The sequence below is a fragment of the Nonomuraea muscovyensis genome, assembly GCF_014207745.1.
Classification (GTDB): Bacteria; Actinomycetota; Actinomycetes; order Streptosporangiales; family Streptosporangiaceae; genus Nonomuraea; species Nonomuraea muscovyensis.
Window position 1 is genome coordinate 2776554 of the sequence record NZ_JACHJB010000001.1, and the last position, 23669, is coordinate 2800222.

The 23669-nt window shown below is 74.3% G+C and carries 22 protein-coding genes and 1 pseudogene; 11 read left to right on the plus strand and 12 right to left on the minus strand.

The window, feature by feature from the left end:
* Window positions 1–2 precede the first annotated feature (2 nt).
* Window positions 3–1496 (plus strand): precorrin-2 C(20)-methyltransferase, encoded by a 1494-nt coding sequence (locus FHU36_RS13160; RefSeq protein WP_185083992.1) that lies wholly within the window; start codon window positions 3–5, stop codon window positions 1494–1496.
* Between the two features lie 77 nt (window positions 1497–1573).
* On the opposite strand, the gene FHU36_RS13165 is transcribed toward FHU36_RS13160, so the two are convergent.
* The 4 genes from FHU36_RS13165 to FHU36_RS44335 are packed head-to-tail and all read right to left on the minus strand — an operon-like array spanning window position 1574 to window position 4702.
* Window positions 1574–2308 carry a cobalt-precorrin-6A reductase gene (locus tag FHU36_RS13165; protein WP_312891560.1) on the minus strand — a complete coding sequence of 245 codons (735 nt, stop codon included), beginning with the start codon at window positions 2306–2308 and terminating at the stop codon, window positions 1574–1576.
* Entirely contained in the window at window positions 2296–3048 is a 753-nt protein-coding gene (cobM, locus tag FHU36_RS13170; RefSeq protein WP_185083993.1) for a precorrin-4 C(11)-methyltransferase, read from the minus strand. The genes FHU36_RS13165 and cobM overlap by 13 nt, the downstream gene beginning before the upstream one ends.
* Window positions 3045–4310, minus strand: a complete 1266-nt coding sequence (gene cbiE, locus FHU36_RS13175; protein ID WP_185083994.1) for a precorrin-6y C5,15-methyltransferase (decarboxylating) subunit CbiE — start codon at window positions 4308–4310, stop codon at window positions 3045–3047. Before cbiE ends, cobM begins: the two co-directional genes overlap by 4 nt.
* Window positions 4307–4702, minus strand: coding sequence for a TIGR03618 family F420-dependent PPOX class oxidoreductase (locus FHU36_RS44335; RefSeq protein WP_312891561.1), 396 nt, complete (start codon window positions 4700–4702; stop codon window positions 4307–4309). Before FHU36_RS44335 ends, cbiE begins: the two co-directional genes overlap by 4 nt.
* 55 nt (window positions 4703–4757) lie before the next feature.
* Between FHU36_RS44335 and cobF the strand changes: the two genes are divergently transcribed.
* Window positions 4758–5516 (plus strand): precorrin-6A synthase (deacetylating), encoded by a 759-nt coding sequence (cobF, locus tag FHU36_RS13185; protein WP_185083996.1) that lies wholly within the window; start codon window positions 4758–4760, stop codon window positions 5514–5516.
* On the opposite strand, the gene FHU36_RS13190 is transcribed toward cobF, so the two are convergent.
* A complete protein-coding gene (locus tag FHU36_RS13190) occupies window positions 5500–6102 on the minus strand; it encodes a DUF305 domain-containing protein (RefSeq protein WP_185083997.1) in 603 nt (200 codons plus the stop codon). The genes cobF and FHU36_RS13190 overlap by 17 nt on opposite strands.
* Window positions 6103–6252: 150 nt before the next feature.
* Here FHU36_RS13190 and FHU36_RS13195 point away from each other — a divergent pair, with 150 nt between their 5' ends.
* Window positions 6253–6864: a cadmium resistance transporter gene (locus tag FHU36_RS13195; protein ID WP_312891562.1), complete on the plus strand. Its 612-nt coding sequence runs from the start codon at window positions 6253–6255 to the stop codon at window positions 6862–6864.
* A gap of 52 nt (window positions 6865–6916) precedes the next feature.
* Here the strand turns inward: FHU36_RS13195 and FHU36_RS13200 are convergent, their stop codons facing one another.
* From FHU36_RS13200 to FHU36_RS13215, 4 genes and pseudogenes are all read right to left on the minus strand, one after another.
* Window positions 6917–8011: a bifunctional WXG100 family type VII secretion target/C40 family peptidase gene (locus tag FHU36_RS13200; RefSeq protein ID WP_185083999.1), complete on the minus strand. Its 1095-nt coding sequence runs from the start codon at window positions 8009–8011 to the stop codon at window positions 6917–6919.
* Window positions 8011–8298: a hypothetical protein gene (locus FHU36_RS13205; RefSeq protein WP_185084000.1), complete on the minus strand. Its 288-nt coding sequence runs from the start codon at window positions 8296–8298 to the stop codon at window positions 8011–8013. The genes FHU36_RS13200 and FHU36_RS13205 overlap by 1 nt, the downstream gene beginning before the upstream one ends.
* Before the next feature lie 357 nt (window positions 8299–8655).
* Window positions 8656–8922: a hypothetical protein gene (locus FHU36_RS13210; protein WP_185084001.1), complete on the minus strand. Its 267-nt coding sequence runs from the start codon at window positions 8920–8922 to the stop codon at window positions 8656–8658.
* 180 nt (window positions 8923–9102) lie between these two features.
* Window positions 9103–10086: pseudogene (locus FHU36_RS13215) on the minus strand (AraC family transcriptional regulator); the annotation flags it as partial.
* 171 nt (window positions 10087–10257) lie between these two features.
* On the opposite strand from FHU36_RS13215, the gene FHU36_RS13220 reads away from it, so the two are divergent.
* The 8 genes from FHU36_RS13220 to FHU36_RS13255 all read left to right on the plus strand — a co-directional run bounded on the left by FHU36_RS13220 (window position 10258) and on the right by FHU36_RS13255 (window position 21293).
* Entirely contained in the window at window positions 10258–11091 is an 834-nt protein-coding gene (locus FHU36_RS13220) for an NmrA family NAD(P)-binding protein (RefSeq protein WP_221495866.1), read from the plus strand.
* 170 nt (window positions 11092–11261) lie between these two features.
* Entirely contained in the window at window positions 11262–13343 is a 2082-nt protein-coding gene (locus FHU36_RS13225; protein ID WP_185084004.1) for a S9 family peptidase, read from the plus strand.
* Window positions 13344–13483: 140 nt separating this feature from the next.
* Window positions 13484–13972: a hypothetical protein gene (locus FHU36_RS13230; RefSeq protein ID WP_185084005.1), complete on the plus strand. Its 489-nt coding sequence runs from the start codon at window positions 13484–13486 to the stop codon at window positions 13970–13972.
* Window positions 13972–15357, plus strand: coding sequence for a hypothetical protein (locus tag FHU36_RS13235; protein WP_185084006.1), 1386 nt, complete (start codon window positions 13972–13974; stop codon window positions 15355–15357). The genes FHU36_RS13230 and FHU36_RS13235 overlap by 1 nt, the downstream gene beginning before the upstream one ends.
* Complete coding sequence (locus tag FHU36_RS13240) at window positions 15354–16748, plus strand: VWA domain-containing protein (RefSeq protein ID WP_185084007.1); 1395 nt, start codon at window positions 15354–15356, stop codon at window positions 16746–16748. The genes FHU36_RS13235 and FHU36_RS13240 overlap by 4 nt, the downstream gene beginning before the upstream one ends.
* A 19-nt stretch (window positions 16749–16767) precedes the next feature.
* Window positions 16768–17883: an ATP-binding protein gene (locus FHU36_RS13245; RefSeq protein WP_221496297.1), complete on the plus strand. Its 1116-nt coding sequence runs from the start codon at window positions 16768–16770 to the stop codon at window positions 17881–17883.
* On the plus strand, window positions 17880–20642 hold the full coding sequence (locus FHU36_RS13250) for a DUF5682 family protein (RefSeq protein WP_185084009.1): 2763 nt from the start codon (window positions 17880–17882) through the stop codon (window positions 20640–20642). Before FHU36_RS13245 ends, FHU36_RS13250 begins: the two co-directional genes overlap by 4 nt.
* Before the next feature lie 114 nt (window positions 20643–20756).
* Window positions 20757–21293, plus strand: a complete 537-nt coding sequence (locus tag FHU36_RS13255) for an MSMEG_6728 family protein (RefSeq protein WP_246502031.1) — start codon at window positions 20757–20759, stop codon at window positions 21291–21293.
* A 49-nt stretch (window positions 21294–21342) separates the two neighbouring features.
* Here FHU36_RS13255 and FHU36_RS13260 read toward each other — a convergent pair whose 3' ends face one another.
* From FHU36_RS13260 to FHU36_RS13270, 3 genes are all read right to left on the minus strand, one after another.
* Entirely contained in the window at window positions 21343–22512 is a 1170-nt protein-coding gene (locus FHU36_RS13260) for a Dyp-type peroxidase (protein WP_185084010.1), read from the minus strand.
* The gene (locus FHU36_RS13265; protein WP_185084011.1) at window positions 22512–23048 is read right to left on the minus strand and encodes a copper chaperone PCu(A)C; all 537 of its coding nucleotides are present in this window, start codon (window positions 23046–23048) and stop codon (window positions 22512–22514) included. The genes FHU36_RS13260 and FHU36_RS13265 overlap by 1 nt, the downstream gene beginning before the upstream one ends.
* 74 nt (window positions 23049–23122) lie before the next feature.
* A complete protein-coding gene (locus FHU36_RS13270) occupies window positions 23123–23668 on the minus strand; it encodes an MFS transporter (protein ID WP_185084012.1) in 546 nt (181 codons plus the stop codon).
* Between the last annotated feature and the right edge of the window lies 1 nt (window position 23669).

A 23669-nucleotide genomic window follows, 5' to 3' on the forward strand; every position in this document is an offset into this window, starting at 1 on the left:
TCATGGGTGAGGGACGGCTGTACGGGGTGGGGCTGGGGCCGGGTGACCCCGAGCTGGTCACGGTCAAGGCCGCCCGGCTCATCGGCGAGGCAGACGTCATCGCCTACCACGCCGCCAGGCACGGCCGCAGCATCGCCCGGTCGATCGCCCTGCCGTACCTGCGGGACGGGCAGATCGAGGAGCTGCTGCTGTACCCGCTGACCACGGAGACCACCGACCATCCCGGCGGCTACCAGGGGGCGCTGGACGACTTCTACGCCGGCTGCGCCGGGCGGCTGGCCGCCCACCTCGACAGGGGCCGGACCGTGGTGGTGCTGGCGGAGGGCGACCCGCTCTTCTACGGGTCGTACATGCACATGCACAAGCGGCTCGCCCACCGCTACCCGACCGAGGTGGTGCCGGGCGTGACGTCGGTCAGCGCGGCCTCGGCCGTGCTGGGACGGCCGCTGGTGGAGCGGGACGAGGTGCTCACCGTGCTGCCGGGGACGCTGCCCGGCGACGTGCTCGCCGACCGGTTGCGCGACACCGACTCGGCGGCCGTGCTCAAGCTGGGCCGGACGTTCGGGAAGGTGCGCGACGCGCTCGCCGAGGCGGGGCGGCTGGACGACGCCTGGTACGTGGAGCGGGCCACCATGGGGGCCGAACGGGTCGCCCCGCTCAAGGACGTCGATCCCGAGGGGGTGCCGTACTTCTCGCTGGCCCTGCTGGCCAGCCCGGCCGAGCGGACGTTCGTGCCGCCGCCCGTGACGGCCCCCGCCTCCGGTGAGGTGAGCGGCGAGGTGAGCGTGGTGGGGCTGGGTCCCGCCGGGCGGCCGTGGCTGACGCCCGAGGCGCAGGAGGCGCTGGCGGCGGCCACCGACCTGGTCGGGTACGGCCCGTACGTGGACCGGGTGCCGCCGAACCCGCGCCAGACGCGGCACCGCACCGACAACCGGGTCGAGGCGGAACGGGCCAGGCACGCACTGGAGCTGGCCAGGGCCGGCGCCCGCGTCGCGGTGGTGTCGTCCGGCGACCCGGGGGTGTTCGCGATGGCCAGTGCCGTGCTGGAGGCGGCCGAGGACTTCCCCGGCGTCCCGGTGCGGGTGGTGCCGGGGCTGACGGCCGCGCAGGCGGTGGCGAGCCGGGCGGGCGCGCCCCTCGGCCATGACTACTGCGTGCTGTCGCTGTCGGACCTGCTCAAGCCGTGGGACGTGGTGGCCGCCCGGCTGACCGCCGCCGCCCGGGCCGACCTCGTGCTGGCGATCTACAACCCGGCCTCGCGCAGCCGAACCTGGCAGGTGGCCGCCGCCCGCGACCTGCTGCTGGAGCACCGCGACCCGGCCACACCCGTGGTGATCGGCCGGAACGTCGGCGGCGACGGCGAGAGCGTCACCGTCACCACCCTCGGCGAACTCGACCCAGGCCAGGTGGACATGCGCTGCCTGCTGATCATCGGCTCCTCGACCACCCGGGTGACCGGCGGGGGCGTCGTCTACACCCCGCGCCGCTACCCCTAGCCGGAGGGCCGGGCCGGAGCGGGAGGCGGGCCGCCTCCTCGCGGGCCCCGGCGATCGGCGCGGCGACCGGCGAGGAGCTACCCGGCGTGCCCCCGCGCCCACCGGGCGGCCTCCGCCACGGTCTCCACCAGCCGGACGCCGGGCGGGGGCTGCGGGCGGTCCACCATGATCACTGCGAGACCCAGCTCGCGGGCCGCGACGAGCTTCGCGGTGGTCATCGCGCCGCCGCTGTCCTTGGTGACCAGCACGTCGAGCCGGTGCTCGCGGACGAGCGCCCGCTCACCCTCCACCGTGTACGGCCCGCGGTCGAGCAGCACGTGCGCGTTCGCGGGCACCGGCGGCTCCGGCGGGTCCACCGACCTGGCCAGGAACCACACCCCGGGCACCCCAGCGAACGCCGGCAGGCTCCGCCGCCCCGTCGTCAGGAACACCCGCATGGGCGCCGCCAGCCGCTCGGCCGCCTCCCGGAGCGAGCCGACCCGCTGCCAGGCGTCGCCAGGCCCCTCCCGCCAGCCGGGCCGCCGCAGCACCAGCAGCGGCACTCCGGTGGCCCGCGCCGCCTCGGCGGCCGAGGCGGTCATCCGGGCGGCGAACGGGTGGGTCGCGTCGACCAGCGCGGCCACGCCCTCGGCCGCCAGCCACGCCGCCAGTCCCTCGGGGCCGCCGAAGCCGCCCTCGCGCACCTCGCCGACCGGCAGCCGCGGGTTCGTCACCCGCCCGGCCAGCGACGACACCACCGGCACCCCGGCCGCGTCCAGCTCGGCGGCCAGCGCCCGCGCCTCCGCCGTCCCGCCGAGGATCAGGACCCGCACGCGCGCTCCCGCGCCGCGCTGTAGAGGTGGCTGTCGGGGAACTCCGACGCCGACAGCACCCGCCCCACGACGATGACCGCCGTCCGCCGGACACCCGCCTCGTGGACCCGTTCGGCGATGTCGGCCAGCGTGCCGCGCAGGATCAGCTCGTCCGCCCGGCCGGCCCGCGCCACCACCGCCACCGGGCAGCCGGCCCCGTAGGCGGGCAGCAGCTCCGCCACGACCGCGTCGATCCGCTGCACGGCCAGGTGCAGCACCATCGTGGCCCGGCTCGCCGACAGGGTCGCCAGGTCCTCGCCCTCGGGCATCGGGGTGGCCCTGGCCGAGGTGCGGGTGAGGATCACCGTCTGGCCGACGCCGGGCACGGTCAGCTCGCGGCCCAGCGAGGCCGCCGCCGCCGCGAACGCGGGCACCCCGGGCACCACCTCGTACGGCACGCCGAGCGCGTCGAGGCGGCGCATCTGCTCGGCCATGGCGCTGAACACCGATGGGTCACCCGAGTGCAGCCGCGCCACGTCGAGCCCGGCCCGGTGCGCCCCGGCCAGCTCGGCGACGATCTCGTCCAGGGTGAGGTTCGCCGTGTCGACCAGCCGGGCGCCCGCCGGGCAGGAGTCGAGCAGCTCGGGCGGCACCAGCGATCCCGCGTACAGGCAGACCGGCGACGACTCCAGCACCCGCAGCCCGCGCACGGTGATCAGGTCGGCCGCGCCGGGACCCGCCCCGACGAAGAAGACGGTCACGCCTCGTCCCTTCCGGCCGCGCACCCGGTCACGGCCCGTCCCTCCCGGTGATCGGCCACACGGTCCTCCTTGGTGATCGACCACACCGTCACGGGCATCATCGCCCGCCAGCCGGTGAAGCCGCCCACCGGCGATCCCCGCTGCACCGACAGGCGCACCAGGTCGCCGCCGAGGCGCCCGTACCAGCCCGCGACCACCGCCTCCGACTCCACGGTGACGGCGTTGACCACGAGCCGGCCGCCCGGCCGCAGCGCGTCCCAGCAACGTTCCAGCAGGCCGGGCACGGTCGCCCCGCCGCCGACGAACACCGCGCCTGGCTCGGGCAGCCCGTCCAGCGCCGCCGGGGCCCGCCCCTCGACCACCCGCAGAGACGGCACCCCCAGCGCGTCGGCGTTGCGCCGGATCGCGGCGGCCCGGTCGGCCCTGCTCTCCACGGCGACGGCCCGGCAGGAGGGGTCGCAGCGCAGCCACTCGATCGCGATGCTGCCCGCCCCCGCGCCCACGTCCCACAGCAGCTCGCCGGGCAGCGGCGCCAGCCGCGACAGGCTGACGGCCCGCACCTCCCGCTTGGTGAGCTGCCCGTCGTGCTCGTACGCCGTGTCCGGCAGTCCCGGCACCAGCGGCAGCGGCTCGGCGTGCGGCCCGGCGACGCACTCGACGGCGATCACGTTCAGCGCCGACGGGGCGGACGCCGTCCACTCCTCGGCGGTGCCGTGCAGCGCGGCCTCGGCGGGCGCGCCCAGGTCGGACAGCACGCTCAGCCGGCTCGGCCCGTACCCGCGGCCGGTGAGCAGCCCGGCGACCACGGCCGGGGAGTCGCGGCCGGAGCCGAGCACGAGGACGCGCCGGCCCGGCAGGACGGCCGCGTTCAGCGCGGCCGGTGGCCGGCCCACCAGGCTGACCACCGCGACCTCCTCCGCCGGCCAGCCGAGCCGCGCGCACGCCAGCGCGAGCGACGACACGTGCGGCAGCACCCGCACCCGTCCGGCGCCCAGCAGCCGCACGAGCGTGGAGCCGATGCCGTGGAACATCGGGTCGCCGCTGGCCAGCACGCACACCTCGCGGCCCGCGTACGTCTCCATCAGCCCCGGCAGCGCGGGCAGCAGCGGCGACGGCCAGGCCACCCGCTCGGCCCGTGACGGGCGCACCAGGTCAAGCTGCCTGCGCCCGCCCATCAGCACGCCGGCGGCCGAGATCGCGTCACGGGCGGGGGCGGTGAGCCCGTCCCAGCCGTCGGCGCCGATCCCGACGACCGTGATCACGCGTTGCCCAGGACGCGCGTCACCCGGATCTCCAGGACCACCCGCGCGGGGTTCGGCCGGGGCTCGCGGTAGCGCCCGGCGTAGCGGCGCTCGGCGTCGGCGACCTGGTCGGGCTCGGCGCGCACCACGGCCCGGCCCTCCAACGTCGACCACCTGCGCCCGTCCACCTGGCAGAGCGCCACCTTCGCCCCCTCGGGCCCCGCGGCGGCGACCAGCCGGGCCTTCCGCGAGGTGCCGGAGGTGATCACGCGGGCGATGCCGGCGGCCAGGTCCAGGGTGGCGCCGACCGGCACCACGTGCGGGGCCCCGTCGGGCCGGGCGGTGGACAGCGTGCACAGGTGCCGCTCCCGCCAGAACTCGGCAAAACCGTCACCGCGCTCAACCAGGTTCACATGCCTCCTCGGGGACTCGCGAGGCAATATCGTATGCTCTGGCACACTCTTACGAGTGAAGCGGCTCCTCGTGATCGGCATCGGCGCCGGCGACCCCGACCATCTCACCCTGCAGGGGGCCAAGGCCATCGCCGCGGCCGACGTGTTCTTCCTCGTGGACAAGGGCGAGGCCAAGCAGGAGCTGGTACGCCTGCGGCAGGACCTCATCGAGGCCCACGGGCGCGGGCCGTACCGGATCGTCGAGGCGCGTGACCCCGAGCGCGACCGGACCACGCCCGCCTACGCCGAGGCCGTCGAGGACTGGCGCTCGCGACGGTCGCAGGTGTACGAGCGGCTCATCCGCGACGAGCTGGAGGACGGCCGGACCGGCGCGTTCCTCGTGTGGGGCGACCCCGGCGTGTACGACAGCACGCTCGCCATCCTGGAGGAGGTGCTGGAGCGCGGGCACGTCACCTTCGACCACGAGGTGATCCCCGGCATCAGCAGCGTGTCGGCCCTGACCGCGCGGCACCGCGTCGGCCTCACCCGGGTCGCGCGGCCGGTCCACCTCACCACCGGCCGCCGCCTGGCCGAGGAGGGCGCCACCGCCGACGACGTCGTCGTCATGCTGGACGCCCACTGCTCGTTCGCCGGGGCCGGCGCCGACTTCCACATCTACTGGGGCGCCTACCTGGGCACTCCCGACGAGATCCTGGTGTCCGGTCCGGTGCCCGAGGTCGCCGGCCGCATCCGCGAGCTGCGCGCCGAGGCGCGGGCCCGCAAGGGCTGGATCATGGACACTTACCTGCTGCGCCGGCTCACGCCACCTGCTTGACGATCTCGTCGATCAGCTTGCGCTGGTTGGCGATGATCTTGCCGGCCAGCTCGGCGGTGGGCCCGTGGATGCCCTTGCCCTGGACCGTCTCCGCCATCTGCACGCCGCTGTCGAGGTGCTTGGCCAGCAGGGTCAGCCACATGCGGTCGAACTCGCCGCCCGAGCGCCGTTTCAGCTCCGCGATCTGCGTCGGGCCGAGCATGCCCGGCATGTCGTGCCCCGCCGTGTCCTCCGGCGGCGGGTTCACGTTCCAGGAGCGCAGCCAGGACGACATCAGCGTGATGTCGGCCTGCTCGTCCTCGATCATCTTCGCGCTGAGCCGCCGCACGTAGGCGTCGGAGGTACGGCCGTCGGACAGCTCGGCCAGCTCGATCGTCTGCCGGTGGTGCGGGATCATCTGCAGGGAGAACTGGACGTCCTCCTCCAGGTAGCCGGTCGTCCCGCCCGCGCCCGCCGCCGCCGTCGTCGCGGAGGGGGTGGACTCGCCGGACGCGGTGGCGCAGCCCGTGGCCAGCGGGACGCACAGCGCGGCGGCGGCCACCGCGACCCGCACCGTTCTCGATCGCCAGGAAGCTCCCAGCAGCATGTCGGCCCCTTTCACCCGAGGACCGGCTCTCGCAGGACCGGCCGCTCCCAGGGAGATACGCGCCGGTTCGCCGCGCGGTTCGGCCTCGCGGGCGGAATGTGCCGCATCGGGGACGAGTTCGTCGGCGGCGCTCGCCTAGGCTGGCTCCTCGTGGACGGGCTCCTGGGAACGATCGGCACCGCGTGCGTGCTCTTCGTGGGGACGGACGTCGACGACCTCGTCATCCTGACCATGCTGTTCCTGTCGGCCCGCGCCGGTGGCAGGCCGCGTCCGGGGCAGATCGTGGCCGGCCAGTACGCCGGGATCGCCGCCCTCGTGGCCGTCTCCGCCGTCGCCGCGCTGGGGCTGGCCGTGGTGCCCGACCCGTGGGTGGGGCTGCTCGGGCTGGTGCCGTTCGCGCTGGGGATGCGCGGTCTGGTGGCGGCGTGGCGGGACGGTGACGCGGCCGACGGGCCGGTGGCGGGGGTGGCCGGCGGGACGCTCGCGGTCGCGGGTGTCACGGTCGCCAACGGCGCGGACAACCTGTCGGTCTACCCACCCCTGTTCCGCACGATGGGCCCGGCGGACACGGCGGTGACCGTCGCCGTGTTCGCCGTCCTCGTGGGGGTGTGGTGCGCGGTGGCGGCCTGGCTGGGCTCGCACCGGAGGGTGATCCGGGTGGTCGAGCGGTCCGGGCACTGGCTGGTGCCGGTCGTCTTCATGGTGCTCGGCGCGGTGATCGTGCTGGAGTCGGGCGTCGTCGCCCGGCTCACCCCGGGCTGAGCGCCGACGGGGCCGGCAGGGGGACGGCGGGAACGGCTCGCCGGACGGCGGATCAGACGAAGCGCCGGTAGGTGATCGTCTTCCCGCCGGCCACCGACGCCACCGAGGCCTCCGTCACGCTGGATCCGGGACGCGGCGCGTGGATCACCTGCCCGTCGCCCTTGTAGATGCCGACGTGGGTGGCCGGATCGCCGAAGAAGACGATGTCGCCGGGCTGCGGGTCCGTGACCGGCTGGCCGCTCTTCTGGTAGCCGGCGGCGGTCGTGTCGCCGATCTTGATGCCCGCCTGGTTCAGCGTGTAGTAGACCAGGCCGCTGCAGTCGAAGGCCGACGGCCCGTTGGCGCCCCAGACGTACGGCTTGCCGATGTGCTGACGGGCGGCCGCGACGATGTCGGCCCCCGTGCCGTTGCCCTGCACGTACGGGACGGCCTGCGCGCCGCCGCCCCCACCGGAGCCGGCGGGACCGGAGTAGCCGCTGGAGCCGGCCGGCGCGGCGGTGACGCCGGTGCGGTTGCCGCCGCCGTCGGTGCTCGCCAGGGTGGTCTTCGACCAGTCGGGAACGGGCGTCGGCCGCCAGTCGCGGCCGTCCTGCGGCGGCGTCAGGGCCACGAAGGTCCGCTGCCTGCCGTCGAGCTGCGACCTGATCGTCGTCCTGGCGTTGCCGACCGCCGTGTTCGCCGACTTGAGAAAGGCCTTGGCGTCGGAGACCGCCTGGCGCACCAGGGGCGCGACGGCGTCGTCGAACTGCTTCTGGGTCGCCTGGGGGTTGTTCAGGCGGAAGGCGTTGGCCTGGCCGAGGACGCCGCCGCACAGCTCGCGTACCCGGGACTCGGCCGTCTCCAGCGCCGTGGCCGCCGCGTCGAGAGCGGTGGCGGAGTTGTTCAGCGCGTCACGCAGCCCGTCGCCGGCCGTGTAGTAGGTCTCCATGTGCCCCACGAAGGCGTCGGCGGAGCCGCCCTCCCAGGCGGTGTCGATGGTCTTGACGGCTCCGCGCAGGGTGCCGGTGTGCTCGCCGATGCTCTTCGCCGTGCCGCGCCACCGCTTGGCCACGTCGCGGATGGTGGCCGGATCGCCGTTGACGCTCTTCAGGATGCCGGCCAGCTCGCCGCCGCCGGGTAACGTCTCGAGGTCCTCGCTCACACCCATCAGACGTACGCTGTGTCCGCTCGGTACACGTAGGTCCACACCTTGTCCAGGGCGGACCCGACGCTGGAGAGCTTGCTCTGCGCCGCGCCCAGCTCGTCGCCGACCTCGGTCTCCATCTCGTCGAGGAGTCCGGCCAGTGCTGAGGAGTCGTCGAGCTTGCCGAAGATCGACGAGTCCGCGGTGCCGGCCGGATAACCGCCCGCGAGCTCCTTGTAGCGCTTCGACAGCCTGTTGGCGGCGGCCTCGCCGTCTTCTAGTGCCTGGTACTGGAGAGAGAGCCCTGCCATCACACCCGTCCACCGAAGTCGTCGTTGCGCTCCCGCGGACGAAGATCCGCGCGGGCGCGCAAGCGTCACGATACTCGAAAGCCGGGCGCTCTCGCCGATGTGATCGCAAAGCGGTGAATTTCTCCGGCGTGCGACCCCGCGCGGAGCGCCGTCAGGAGCGGCGGGCCTTCGCGCGGGCCGGACGCGAGCCCCGGCGGAACGTCATGAAACCGAACGTCACCACCGTCGCGGCCACGGCGAGAGCCCCGAGCGCGAGAATTGCCTTGATCATGGTGCACATCCCACTGCCATACGAAGAGTGACTGTCTGTCACTCTGTGCAGTGTCCCCGGCGCGGGTCGGCCGAAAACGTGGCGGGTCAGCGCACCGCCGACTGGATCAGTCCCATCCGGACCTCCGCGGACAACCTGGCCCGCCTGGTGGCGAGGTCCTCGTCCAGTTCGCGGAGCACCTCGCCGACGCGGGCGGTGCCCGCGAAGGCGGCCTGCGGGTCGGCGGCCGAGGTGATCGCGGCGACGGCGTCGGCGTACGCGCGGGTCAGCGTCTCAAGGGCGTCCTCCAGCCCGTCCGCGCGGCCTGACCCGAGCGCGTGCGGCGGAGTGTCGGAGGGATCGGCGGCAACCATGTACGTGGTCCCCTTCAGTGGTGATCGGGGGGCGACATCTGGCCTTCTACCCATCACCGGCCTCTTCGATCCTCCGCCCGGTCCCTCCCCGTCCGCGTGTCACCGGCCGTGCTCGCGGGCCTGCTCTCCACCGGTGGCGGGTGCCCGCCCGGGTGCCGGTCCGACGCCGATCTCCCGCCTTGCCGGACCGCGCTCCGGGGCCGCGCCCTGGCGCTCAAGCCGCCGGTACTCGCTCGGGCTCACCCCCTGGACCCGTTTGAAGGCGGCGCTGAAGCCGAACGCGTCCGCGTAGCCGACCCGGCGCGCCACCGCCGCCACCGTCTCGGCCGAGTCGGCCAGCATGTCGGCGGCCAGCGCCATCCGCCAGTCCGTCAGGTAGGCCAGCGGCGGCTCGCCCACCAGCTCGGCGAACCGCTTGGCCAGCGTCGTGCGCGACACCCCGGACCGGGCGGCCAGCGAGGCGAGCGTCCACGGCCGGTCGGGGGCGTCGTGCATGGCGCGGAGCACCGGACCGACCGCGTCGTCACCCAGCGCGTGGTACCAGCTCGGACGCACCGCCTCCGGCTGGTCGAACCATTCGCGCAGCGTGCACACCAGCAACCAGTCGAGCAGCCGGTCGAGGACGATCTGCCGGCCCGGTCGCGCTCCGGCGAGCTGAGCCTCCAGGTAGTCGCGCATCGACGTGCAGTCGTGGTGGTCCGGCACGACGATCAGCGGCGGCAGGACGCGGAGCAGCCGCCGCGGCACCTGTCCCCGCACGTGGTAGGCCCCGACCAGCAGCACGGTGGGGCTCGCCAGGTCCACGTCGTGGTCGCCGGGCACCCGCCCGCCGCGCACCTCCCGCACCGGCGCGCCCGCTCTCAGGGGCCCGGTCGTCAGGGGCCCCGTCGTCAGGGGCTGGGTCCTCACGGGCTGGGTCGGCGGGGCCTCGGTGGAGAAGACGAACGGCTCGGGCCCCCGCACGATCGCCGACTCGCCCAGCGCCAGCCGCCGGGGCTCCCCACCGGCCTCCCCGGCGATCCAGCCCGCGCCGCGCAGCGGCACGCACAGCGTCAGGGACGCCCCGTCAGTGAACCGCAGCGCCCACGGCGGCGTCAGCACCGACCGGTCGAAGATCGCCCCGTCGGCCCGCACACCACTCAACAGATCGTCGAACGGGTCCATGCCCCCACGATAGGGGTGCCACCTTTACCGACGCCCTGGCGGACAAGCCGGACGAACCCACCCGACCGGCACCGGGCGCTCCAGAACCCGGACGATCGGACATGCGGTGCGAACGGACGGCCATGGCCGCCGGGCGGCCGCGGCGGTTGGCTCAAGGACATGACGACACACATGACGACACATGAGAACGAGATCCTGGTCCTCGGGGCGACGGGCAAGACGGGACGCCGGCTGGTGCCGCTGCTGCGGGCGGCCGGCGAGACGGTGCGGGCCGCCTCCCGCTCCGGCGAGGTGCGCTTCGACTGGACCCGACCGGACACCTGGCGGGCGGCCGTGGCAGGTGCCTCGGCGGTGTACCTGGTGGCGCCCGACGACCCCACGCCGGTCCACGACTTCGTCAAGCAGGCGGTGGAGGCGGGCGTGGGCCGGTTCGTGGCCCTGTCGGGACGCGGGATGGAGCACGTCCACGGCGGCTTCGGCGAGGGCATGGCGGCCGCCGAGGAAGCCGTGCGCGGCTCGGGGGCGGAGTGGACGATCATCCGGGCGAACAACTTCAACCAGAACTTCGACGAGGACCTGTGGCACGAGCCGCTGCGGGCCGGCCGGTTGGCCCTGCCCATCGGTGCCGTCCCGGAGCCGTTCGTGGACGTCGAGGACGTGGCCGAGGTGGCCATGGTCCTGCTCACCCGCGACGGGCACGCCGGGGAGGTGTACGAGCTGTCCGGCCCGCGAGGGCTGACCTTCGGCGAGGCGGTGGAGACGATCGCGCGGGCCGCGGGCCGCGCCATCCGCTACGAGGAGCTGACGCCGGAGGCGTACCGCGCCGAACTCCTCGCCGCCGGATATCCGGCCGCCGTGGCCGACGCGCTCAACACCCTGTTCGCCCTGCACCGTGACGGCCACACCGCCGAACCGGTCGACGGCGTCCGCCGGGTGCTCGGCCGGGACCCGATGGCCTTCGAGACCTACGTGGCCCGCGCCGCCGACGCGGGCGCCTGGTCCTGACCCCACCGGTGCCCGGACAGGGCGACCGCGAGCCCGGCCATCAGGACGAGGGGGCCGGCGACGAGGAGCGGTGAACGCGCACATGCGATAAGGTGCGTGGGTCAGGCCGCGCTCCGCTTCCGGAGGCGGCCACGCTGCTTCGTGGAGCCATTCCGCACCTAGGAGCAGCCTTGACCACGTCACTTCCCCGCCAGCTCGCCCGCACCCGGCGCTTCACCCTGGGCGCGCCCGGCGCGTTCACGCTCTCGCCGGACGGCGCGACCGTGTTCTTCCTGCGCAGCCGCGCCGGCGACGACCCCGTCTCCTGCCTGTGGTCGCTCGACCTCGCCACCGGCCGCGAACGCCTGCTCGCCGACCCGCTCACCCTCCTGGCCGGGGTGGAGGAGGAGCTGTCGCCCGAGGAGCGGACCCGCCGCCTGCGCGCGGGCGAGCTGTCCTCCGGCATCGTCGGCTACGCCGCCGACAGCGCCTGCGAGCTGCTCGCGTTCACGCTTTCCGGCCGCCTGTGGACGGTACGGCCCGCCGACGGCGCCGTGCGGTGCGTCCCGGCGGCCGAGCCGGTGCTCGACCCGCGCCCCGACCCGACGGGACGGCGCATCGCCTACGTCAGCGCCGGTGCGCTGCGCGTGGTGACCGCCGACGGCGGCGTGGACGCGGTGCTGGCCGCTCCTGACGGCCCCGAGGTCACGTTCGGGCTCGCCGAGCACGTCGCCGCCGAGTCGATGGGCCGCCACCGCGGCTACTGGTGGGCCCCCGACGGCCGGCGGCTGCTGGTCGCCCGGGTGGACACGGCCCCGGTCCTGCGCTGGCACCTGGCCGACCCGTCCGACCCGGCCCGCCCGCCGGTGAGCTTCCCCTATCCCGCGGCCGGCACCCCCAACGCCGAGGTCGGCCTGTGGATCGTCGCGCCCGGCGTCCCGCCCGTCCGGGTGGACTGGGACGCGGCGTCCTTCGAGTACCTCACCAGCGCCGGCTGGGACGCCGCCGGCCCGTACGCCGCCGTGCAGAGCCGCGACCAGCGGCGCCTCGTCGTCCTCGGCGTCGACCCCGCCACCGGCGCCACCCGCGTGCTGGCCGAGCAGCGCGACGACGCCTGGGTCGAGCTGGTCCCCGGCCTGCCCGCCCGGGACGCGGCGGGCAGGCTGCTGACCAGCGCCGACCTGGACGACACGCGACGCCTCCTGGTGGACGGCGAGCCCGTCACACCCACCGGCCTCCAGCTCCACGCGGTCGTGGCGGTGGACGGTGAGACGGTCCTGTTCACGGCCTCGGACGAGCCGACGCAGACCCACCTGTGGGCCTACGACCCGGCCGGCGGCCCGCGGCGGGTGAGCGACGAGCCCGGCGTCCACACCGGCACCCGCCGGGGCGGCACCACGATCCTCCAGTCCCGCACGCTGACCCGCCCCGGCACGAAGGTCCGCGCCGGTTCGCTGGAGATCACCTCCTGCACCGAGCGGCCCGTCCTCGACCCGCGGATGGAGCTGCTCACCCTCGGCCCCCGCGAGCTGCGCGCCGCGCTGTTCCTGCCGTCCTGGCACACTCCCGCCCACGGGCCGCTGCCCGTCCTCATGGACCCGTACGGCGGTCCCGCCCTGCGCAAGGTGACCAGTGAGCAGGCGTGGTGGACGTACGCCTCGCAGTGGTTCGCCGAGGAGGGCTTCGCCGTACTCGCGGTGGACGGCCGGGGCACACCCGGCCGCGGCCCCGCCTGGGAACGCGCGGTCCACCTCGACCTCGCGGGCCCGGTGCTGGCCGACCAGGTGGACGGCCTGTGGGAGGCCGCCGCGCGCCACCCGGTCCTCGACCTGACCAGGGTGGGCATCCGCGGCTGGTCGTTCGGCGGCTACCTGGCCGCGCTCGCCGTGCTGCGCCGCCCGGACGTCTTCCACGCCGCCGTGGCGGGCGCGCCGGTCACCGACCAGCGCCTGTACGACACGCACTGGCGGGAGCGCCACCTCGGCCACCCCGACGAGCACCCCGAGGCGTACGAGCGCTGCTCACCGATCCGGGAGGCCGCGTCGCTGACCCGCCCGCTGCTGCTCATCCACGGCCTGGCCGACGACAACGTGGTTCCGGCGCACACGCTGAGGTTCTCGCAGGCGCTCCTGGAGGCGGGCCGGCCGCACGAGGTGCTGCCGCTGTCCCGCACCACGCACCTGCCGTCGCAGGAGGCGGTGGCCGAGAACCTCCTGCTGCACCAGCTCGCCTTCCTACGCCGCGCCCTGGACCTGTCCCCGCGCACCGGGTGAACGCCGACAAGATCGTCTGTTTGCCCCCGATTCCGTCGGAGCGATGGGATACATTACCGACTCATTGATCAGCCGTTCGCGTAGTGCCGCCCCTCCATTCCGGCGTCCCGCGAGCCGTCCGGCCGGGGAGGTCGAGAGTCGTGAGCGCGGACGCACCCGCGTGGGAGCAGCACAGCACGGCACGGGTCGTGTCGCCCGTCCAGCCGCGCAAGCTGGCGAAGGTGCCCTTCGTCGAGCTGGCGGACGGGCGGCTGCAGGGCGTCGTGTCGAGCGGTTCGGACATCGAACGGGTCTACGTCTCGTCCGTGACCGCCGGCACCCACACCTATGACTGCAGCACCAACAACAACCGCCCGTGCGGCGGCCTGTACGGCGCGCCGTGCAAGCACCTGCGCCTGCTCGTGGACGAGGCGGTCACCCAGTACGGCCTCGACCGGGTCGCCGGCTACCTGCGCGCCGAGGTCGGCGACGACGGTGACCTGATCGGCGCCCTCGGCGGCGGGGTGGAGCGCACGTCGGCGGCCATGGTGTTCAGCAGGTTCCTGCGCCACCTGGCCTACCTGGAGCTGCCCGGCACCACGGCCCCGCTGCCCGAGCTCCACTGGTTCCCGGCGGGAGAGGCGCGCTGATGCTCGGAGTGCAACTGGCCGCCCTGCTCGACGGCGAGACGCCGGGCGTCACCGAGACGCTCGACGTGGTGACGGGATTCGACGACGCGCTCACCCACGGGCTCGCCCGGCTCGGCGAGGAGCGGGCCGCCGCGCCGGCCGCCCTGGCCGGCGCCGTGTCGGCCTCGCCCCTCGGCGAGCGGGCGGGCGAGGCCGCGGCCAAGATCATCGCCGGGTCCGTCGCCGGCGACCACCTGACCGCGCTGGCCGGGGCGCGCACCGCCCTGCTGGGCGCCGTGCACGACGCCCTGCTCGCCCGGCTCGACACCGCGCTCGGCCGCTCCAGAGCGGCCTGGGAGGCGCCGGCCGCTCCGGCGCCCGCCGCAGACCATCTGCTCGCCGCCGCCCGCTCCTGGCTGCACGAGCTGGCCATCACCGGCTGGCGCGGCGTCGACCACGACCTCGCCTCCGCCTCCGGCCAGACCGTCGAGGCGTTGCTCGCCGAGCCCCGCCTGCGCCGCGTCGCGGTCCTGCTCGACGGGCTGGCCGCCGAGCTGGCCGCGTGCTGCCCGATCGCCACCGCGCCCCGGGTGCCCGCCCGCCGCTGGGCCGACCTGTGGGCCCGCGCCCTCATGCTGGCGCAGGGCCTGCCCGCCGAGCCCGAGCCCGAGGCGGTGTCCGGCCGGCTGTTCGTCCTCGGCGTGGACGTGCACGAGCACGGCACCGCCGTCCAGGTGCAGGTGCACGGCCTGCTTGAGCCGACCGGCGGCGCGCCCGCCCGGCTGGTGCGCGCCGGCGTCGCCGCCGCCAAGGTCGACACCATCACCGGCCCGGCCGTGTGGCGGCTGCTCCAGGCACACCCCGTGCTGCTCGGCGCGCTGGCCGAGCGCCGCTGCCTCGACCTGGCCGGCATGCCGTTGCTCGCGAGCGGCGACCTGCTCTGGCACGACGACCGGGCCACGGCCGGGGAGCCCGCCGACCCGTTCGCCGTCGCCCGGGTCCAGCTCGCCGCGGCCCTCGCCCCCGCCGTGCAGCCGCTCGACCGCCACCCCGTGCGCATCGCCGAGCCCGTCCTGCTGGAGGGCTACACGGTCAACGGCGACGAGCTGGTGCTCGACGGCCACGCGCTCGCCGTCGACCTGGACCGCCTGCCGCGGTGCGGCCCGCTCACGCCCGAGCTGGTGGCCGCCTCCACGGCCTGCGTCGGCCTGGTGCGCTGGGACGCCGGCCGCTGGTCGGTGCAGCCGCTCGCCGTCCAGGCGACCGTCAAGCGCAAGCCCGTCACCGCCCACACCGGCGACTGGGCGCTCGGCCCCACCGACCCCAAGGTCGTCAAGGCCGAGGCCAGGGCCGGCGACGTGGTGGCCGTGCTGCGCGAGCGAGCGGGACGGCTGCTGCGCAAATGACCGACGACACCCGCACCGACTCCGGCCTCTCCGCCGACGCCAACCGCCGCCAGGTCCTCTACTGGCGCCTGATGGCGCGGCTGTTCAGCGCCGACGAGCAGCCCACCCTGGAGGCGGCCAGCGTCGCCGTCGTCGACGACCTGGGGCTGCCGCCCGCGCTGCTCGACCCCGGCGTGTCCGTCGACAACCTCGTCCAGCGCTTCCCCGAGCTGGGCGCCGAGCTGAAGGGCCTGCTCGCCGAGAGCGAGACCGGCGACGAGAGCGGCGACAAGGCCGGGGGCGAGAGCGGCGACGAGGCCGGGGGCGAGAGCGGGCACGCGCCCGCCGAGGTCGGCGCCGACGAGGTGCGCCGGGCGGCCCTGGTGTCCAAGCTCCTGCTGAACGTCTTCTCCACCGGCACCGGTAACGTCACCGCGACCGACCTGGCCCGCTGGCAGCAGGACGCCGGCTGGTTCGAGGAGGCCCTCGGCTGCGAGCGCGGCACGCTGCGCGCCCGTCCCGGCGACAGCGACCTGGGCGGCGTCCTGGCCGGCCTCGAAGGCGACCTCGTCCGCCGCATGCGGCTGCGCGAGGTGCTGGCCGACCCCGCCCTGGCCAAGCAGCTCACCCCGAGCATGTCGCTCATCGAGCAGCTCCTGCGCGACAAGTCCAACCTGTCGGGCATCGCGCTGGCCAACGCCAAGGCGCTGATCCGCCGGTTCGTCGACGAGGTCGCCGAGGTGCTGCGCACCCAGGTCGAGAAGACCAGCGTCGGCAAGCTCGACCGGTCGGTGCCGCCCAAGCGCGTCTTCCGCAACCTCGACATCGAACGCACCATCTGGAAGAACCTCACCAACTGGAACCCCGACGACCAGCGCCTCTACGTCGACCGCCTGTTCTACCGGCACACCGCGCGCAAGACCACCCCGCAGCGGCTCATCGTGGTCGTCGACCAGTCGGGCTCGATGGTGGACGCGATGGTCAACTGCACCATCCTCGCCTCGATCTTCGCCGGCCTGCCCAAGGTCGACGTGCACCTGGTCGCGTACGACACCCGGGCGCTCGACCTGACCCCGTGGGTGAGCGACCCGTTCGAGGTCCTGCTGCGCACGACGCTCGGCGGCGGCACCAACGGCACCGTCGCGATGGCGCTGGCCCGGCCCAAGATCGCCGAACCACGCAACACCGTGCTGGTGTGGATCTCCGACTTCTACGACAACCGTGACCTGCTCGCCGACTTCGAGGCGGTGCACCGGTCGGGAGTGAAGTTCATCCCGGTCGGCTCGGTCAACAGCTCCGGCAACGCCAGCGTGGACCCCTGGTTCCGGCAGAAGCTGAAGGACCTGGGCACCCCCGTGATCTCCGGCCACATCCGCAAACTCGTGTTCGAGCTGAAGAGCTTCCTCGCCTAACCACTTCCAGGAGACCCCGCTGATGACCGAGATGCTGCGTGCCCCCGCAGAGGTGAAGTACGCCGACGAACTCGACTGGCTGGAGTCGATCGACGACGGCCCCAAGCCGTTCTCGTGGCGGCTCAGCCCCCGCATGGTGCGACTGTTCATCCTCGGGTCCGAGCGCGCCGACGGGCTCGACCGGGAGATCCCGCAGAAGTGGTTCGGTGACCGCAGCTTCGTCGAGCGCAGCATCGTCACCCTCGCCTCCGACCGTGGCCTGCTGCTGATCGGCGACCCCGGCACCGGCAAGAGCTGGCTCGCAGAGCTGCTCGCCGCCGCCATCTGCCGCAACTCCACCCTCGTCGTCCAGGGCACGGCCGGCACCACCGAGGACCACATCAAGTACTCGTGGAACGTCTCCATGGTCATCGCCAAGGGGCAGTCGCGCGCGTCGATGATCCCCTCGCCCATCATGACCGCGATGGAAGGCGGCGTGATCGGCCGGTTCGAGGAGCTGACCCGCTCCACCAGCGACGTGCAGGACGCCCTCATCTCCATCCTGTCGGAGAAGTACGTCTCCATCCCCGAGCTCGACGACGACAACATCGTCTTCGCCCAGCCCGGCTTCTCCATCATCGCCACCGCCAACAGCCGCGACCGCGGCGTCAACGACCTGTCCTCGGCCCTGAAGCGGCGCTTCAACTTCGTCCGCATCCCCGTGGTGACGAACAAGCGCAGCGAGGCGGAGATCGTCCGCTTCCGCACCACCGAGCTGCTGCGCCGCCACCGCATCGAGCTGGACGTGCCGCCGACCCTGCTCGACATCCTGCTGCAGAGCTTCGCCGACCTGCGGGCCGCGTCCGCCTCGGCCTCCAGCGACGACGAGCGGCTGGAGTCGGCGCTGTCCACCGCCGAGCAGATCGGCGTGCTGGAGGACGCCATCCTGCACAGCCAGTTCTTCGGCGACCGCGCGCTGAGCGCCCACACCCTCGGCGGCTCGCTGGTCGGCTCGCTGGCCCGGCGCACCCCCGAGGACCTGGCCATCCTCAACAAGTACTGGCACGGCGTCGTCGAGCCGCGCAGCAAGAAGGACGGCGGCGAGTGGCCCGACTTCCTCGAAGGCGGCCGCCAGGCGATCTCCACGCTGTCATGAGCCCGTTCGGCGCCCTGCGCGAACAGCTCCTCGGCGCGGCGGCGAGCTTCGCCGACGCCCCGGCCGCGGTGCCGGAGATCCTCACCGGCCTGGTCGACGACGTCGACCGGGCGCTGCGCGAGGAGCTGGAGATCTTCCCGGTCTGCCACCACTCGCCCGCCTCCGCCCTCGCCATGGCCCGGCGGCTGCGCGAGAAGCAGCCGAAGGTCATCTACCTGGAGCTGTGCGAGGACCTCGGGCCGCTGCTCGGCGAACTGCGCAACTGCCGCCTGCCGGTGGCGCTGCAGGCGTTCGCGACCGACCTCGACGGCTTCCCCGCCGGGTGGGGGCCGCTCAGCGTGGTGGCGCCCATCACCGAGGCTTCGGCCGAGTACCAGGCCATCGCGTACGCCCTGGAGACCCCGGGCGTCGAGCTGGTGCTGGTGGACCGCTCGTCCGACCACGTCTTCCAGGCGCAGCCCCGCGAGGAGGAGAGCGCCTACGCCGCCGGCGAGGAGGCCGGCCTGCACGGCGACGCCGTCGGCATCGAGATCGGCGACCTGCGCCCCCGCTTCGCCGAGCTGGAGGAGCACCTGCTCCACCACGGCAAGGTCCGCCACTGGTCCGAATGGTGGGACCAGTACGTCGAGCAGCCGCTCGCGGACGCCGACTACGACACCTACCGCCAGGTCATGGTGCTGATCGGCAGCCTCTTCCGCCGCCTGACCCCCGAGAAGGGCGACCGGCTGGCCCGCGACGAGGAACGCGAGCGCCACATGTGGACCCGCATGCGCGAGCACCTCGCCGCCACCGAGGCCGACCCCGCCCACTGCCTGTACGTGTGCGGCGCCTTCCACGCCGCCAGCCGGGTCGAGGAGTTCGGCCTGTCGGGCAGGGCCGGCTACGAGATCACCCCCAGGACGGCCACGCGCTGGCTGTACGGCCTCATCCCGTCCAGCCACTCGGCCATCGAGGCGCAGTTCGGGCTCGCCTCCGGCTCGGTGTCCATCGCCGGCGCCACCTGGGCCAAGGCCGTCTCGCGCGGCGGCGTGCGACCGTACCGGCTGGACGGCCAGCAGGGCGCCCGCACGAAGAGGGCCAAGGCCGCGCCGCCCGCCCCGGCGGCGGAGCCCGTCACCGACAAGCTGTCGGGCTTCCTGTCCAGACCGCCCGAGCTGGACGGCGTCGACGAGGCCGAACTCCTCGGCTGGTGCGTGGACATCGTCCGGCTGGCGCGCCGCAACGGCTACCTGGCCAGCACGGCCGACGCCATCGCCGTGTACGAGACGTCCATCCTGCTCGCCGGGATGCGCAACCGGGTCCGGCCCACGCCGTACGACTTCCAGGACGCGGCCGTCACCTGCATCGAGAAGGACAGCGTCCCCGGCCGACGCGACGTGCGCCACCTGTGCGAGATCCTGCTCGGCGGCGACCGGATCGGCCAGGTCGGCTACGACGCGCTGCCGCCGCTGGCCCGCGACGTCTACGACCGGCTGGAGCCGCTCGGCCTCGACCTGGGCAAGCGCACCGTCCAGCGGGCCCTGCTGAACCTCGACGCCGAGCCCCACCTCGAACCCTGCTCCCACCTGCTGTGGATGCTGCGCTACCTGCTGCCCGACGGTGCCGTGCGCCCCATCATGGGCTCGCGGCGGCTCGGCGAACGCTCCATCCAGGAGAGCTGGGATCTGACGATCGGCCAGCACCAGCGGGCCGTCATCGAGCTGGGCTACGAGGGCGTCACCGTCGAGCAGGTGCTGGAGCAGCGCCTGCGCCGCGCCGTCTGGGACCCCAAGGCGACCGCCGCCACCGCGCTGTCGGCCGTCGAGGACTCCATCCTGTTCCTCGGCAGCCGCCGCTTCACCGACGAGCTGGGCGCGCGGGCCGTGGAGCTGCTGTCCGCCGAGCGGACCGTGGACGACGCCCCCGAGGTGCTGCGCCGCATCCGGCGGCTGCTCGCCCACTACCGCGCCACCGAGCCGGAGCTGCCCGCCTGGTGCGCGGCGTTCGTGACCGGCGGCTACGCCCACTACTGCACCCTGCTGCCGTCCGCGTTCGTCGCCGACGACACCGGGGTCCGGCAGGTGGGCGCCATGCTCGGGTTCCTGTTCACGATGGAGGGCCTGGCGCTGTCGCTCGGCTGCGACCGCGCCCAGCTCGAACTGGCCGTCCAGCAGTCGCACCCCGAGGCGCCCGCCAAGGTGGCGCTGCTGTGGGCGGCCAGGTCGCAGCTCGGCCTGCTGCCGCTCGCCGACCTGCGGGCCCGCTGCGACGAGCTGCTCGCCAACCCGCTCGTCATCCCGTCGTTCCCGCTCTACATCACGGGCTTCGTGCAGGCGCTGGAGTCGGTGCCGTCGCTCGGGCCGTTCGTGGTGGAGGTCATCTCCAAGGCGTTCGCGCGGCTGCCCGACTCCGTGCTGCTGCCCTGGCTGCCCAAGCTCATCACCACCCTCCGCAGGGAGGCGGCCGAGCTGGTGCCGGTCCTGGTGCGCGAGGCGGGCCGCACGTTCCCCGCCGCGCTCGGCGAGCTGGACACCTGGGCCGCGCCGTGGACGGCCACCCGGCCCACGCCTGCGGCGGTCCCGGTGGGGGCCGCCCCTGCCGGGCCGGCGAACACGCTCCTGGCCGCCCACCCGGCCGCCTGCGACGCCGTCGCCGCGCTCCTCGGCTGCGACGGCGCCTGGGCCACCGCGGAGGCGGCGCCCGCCTCCGGCGCGGCCGGCGACCTCCTGTCCCGCCACCCCGCCACGGCTGCCGCCGTCGCGACCCTGCTCGGCGCCTGACGGCCGCGCCGTCCGGCCGTGCCTCGACGGGCGCGGCCGGCCGGCGGCGTCCGCGAGCCGCGACGTTATCCGGGCCCGACCTGCGGGAAGGGCCCGGGGAGACCTGCCTGGAGGATGGCGACACGACGGCGAGACGGCGAGCGGATGCAAACATTCCTGCCCTTCCCCGACTTCACGCGATGCGCCGAGGTTCTCGACCCGCTGCGCCTCGGCAAGCAGCGGGTCGAGGCCCTGCAGATCCTGCGCGCCCTCACCGTCCCGGGCTACGGCTGGCGCCACCACCCGGCCGTCCGCATGTGGGCCGGCTACGAGGAGGCCCTGGCTCGTTACGGCCTCGACGTGTGCCACCACTGGTGCTCCATCGGCCGCACCGACACCTGCGCCGAGACCATCGCCCGCGACCTGGCCGCCCGCTGCGACCGGCACACCATCCGCACCCAGCCCGCCCTGGAGACGGCCGGCGAACTACCCCCGTGGCTCGGCGACGACGCCCTGCACCGCAGCCACCGCTCCGCCCTCCTCCGTAAGGCCCCCGACTTCTACGGCCCCCGCTTCACCCCTCTCTTCGGCCCCGAACCCGACGACCTGCCCTACGTCTGGCCCCCTTCCGACCGCCCCCCGGCCTGCCTTCCCGGCCGCCGGTTCGGGTGAGGCCGCTCCGGTGGCGGACCGCCCCGGCGGGCGGCCCGCCACCGGCGGCTCAGCCGAGCAGCCGGTCGCCGACCCAGCCGTCGGCCGCGCATCCGGGCGGAACGGCGAAGACCGCCGAGCCGATCGGCGTGATCCACTCGTTGAGCAGGTCACCCTCCGCGAGCCGGCGCTGCACCGGGACGAACTGCCGGTCGATGTCCGCCTGGTAGGAGGCGAAGAGCAACCCCGAGTCTGACGTCCCGTCGGCCGTCAGCCCGTCGTCGTAGTTGTACGGCCGGCGCAGGATGCGCTGCCCCGGATCGTCCACCCGCGCCCGCCTGATGTGGGCGTACTCCGGGATGACGGGGAAGCCCAGCCTGTTCAGGCGGGCGAAGTCGGGCTCGTCGTGCTCGGCCCGCCCGGTCAGCGGGGCTCCGGTGTCCAGGCGGCGGCCGATCGTGAACTCCCTGGCCGGCCGGTCGGCGGCGTCCCAGGTCTCCAGGTTCATCCGGATGCGGCGCAGCACCACGGTGGTGCCGCCGCGCATCCCCTCGGGACCCTGGCCGATCCACACCGCCCGGTCGAGGTCCGCCGGGTTGACCGTGCCGTCGAGCTGGCCCATCAAGTTGCGCTGGGTCTCACCGGTGCCGCCCACGCCCGCCCGCCGCCGGAACCCGCGCTGGGTCCAGCGGATCCCGGCGAAGGAGCGCGCGTCCTTGACCGTCATCCGCAGCGCGTGGGCCACGGTGATCGGGTCGTCGGCGCAGATCTGCACCAGCAGGTCGCCGCCGCTCCACCGTTTCTCCAGCTTGTCGACGGTGAACGACGGCAGCGGCGCCACCGGGGAGTCCACCTTGGCGGCCTTGAACAGCCCGGGGCCGAAGCCGAACGTCACGGTCAGCCGGGCGGGGTCGGTGGCCAGCTCGGGTTCGGTGTCGGCGAGCGCCGGCCGCCCCTGGGTGAGGCGGCGGGCGTCGTCGGTGAGCAACCGCATCAGCCGGACGATCGCCTCCCGGTCGCTGCCCGGCTTCAGGTCGAGCCCCAGGAAGACGGCGTGGGCCTGCGGTCGCGTGGCGATGCCCGCCTGGTGGACGCCGTCGAACGGCTCCACGGCGGGGTTCTCGGCCGTGGCGGAGGCGCGGTCGTTCACGACCGCACCCTTCACCAGGCCGGTGATCGGCAGGGCGGCCGCGGCGCCGCCGCCGACCAGCAAGGCCCGTCTGCTGATCCCGGAGGCCATCAGTGACCGGCACCAGGCTGGTAGTCCTCCTTCGCCCCGGCGAAGTCCTTGCCCACCGCCGTGAACTCCAGCGGCGCGCCGTCCTTGACCGTCAGCGTGAACGGGATGCGGGCTCCCGGCTTCACTTCTTCGGTGACGCCCATCAGCATGATGTGGTCGCCGCCGGGCTTCAGCTCGTGGGTGCTCCGGGCCGGCACGACGAAGCCGCCCTCCTTGGGCCTCATGACCATCTTGCCGCCCGAGTCGACGACCTCGTGCAGCTCGATCGTCGGCGACAGCGGCGAGGTCCCGGCCACGACGGCGATGTCGGCGTCGGTGTTGTTGACCAGGGTGCCGAACGCGGCCGTCATCCCCTTCTTCACGGTCTTCACCCACGGGTCGGTGATGGTGAGCGCCGCCCCGGCGGCGGAGGCGGAGGCGGAGGCTGTGGCGGCCGGCGCGGAGGAGGCCGGCGCGGCGGCGTTCTGGGCGGGCTGCGCGCCGCACGCGCCCACGGCGAGAACGGCGGCCAGGGTCAGGACATGGCGAGAGAACACGGGGTTGCCTTTCCACCCGGGTACGGGCAGGCCAAGGCCACCCGTCCGGGCACAGTCGTCGAATTCAGGAAATGTCAGCCGAAATCGACGAACACAGGCGGGCCCCGCCTGCTGACCACGTGCCGCAGCACGGCCGACCGCAGCGCGGGCGGCTCAGCCGTACAGGCAGGAAGGAAAGGAGTCCACGAGGCGACAGGCCGGAACAGCGCCAGCAGCCGCACGGCCAGCCGCCGCAGCACCGCCCAGAACAGCGCCTCACCCCGGGCCAGCCACAACGCCGTCAGCCCGGTCGCCCATGCGTGCGCCACCAGCATGCCCAGCCCCGGCACCAGCCCCGAGTGGCCGTGCCCCGCCACCTCGACCGGCGAGGTGACATGCGCCAGCGAGAACGCCACGTGCATGACCACCTGCAGTCCGCCCAGCAGCGGCAGGATGGCGCCGAACGCCCGCTCGCGCCCCGACAGCGGATACGCCACCGCGAACGCCGCCACCAGCCCCCCGGCCATGGCGTTCGCGGACACCGTGCCTCCGCCGAACAGGTGCGCCCCCACGCCCAGCGCGAGACACACCACGGCGAACACCGAGGTGCGTAGCAGGCGGAACGGCACGGACGCGGACACA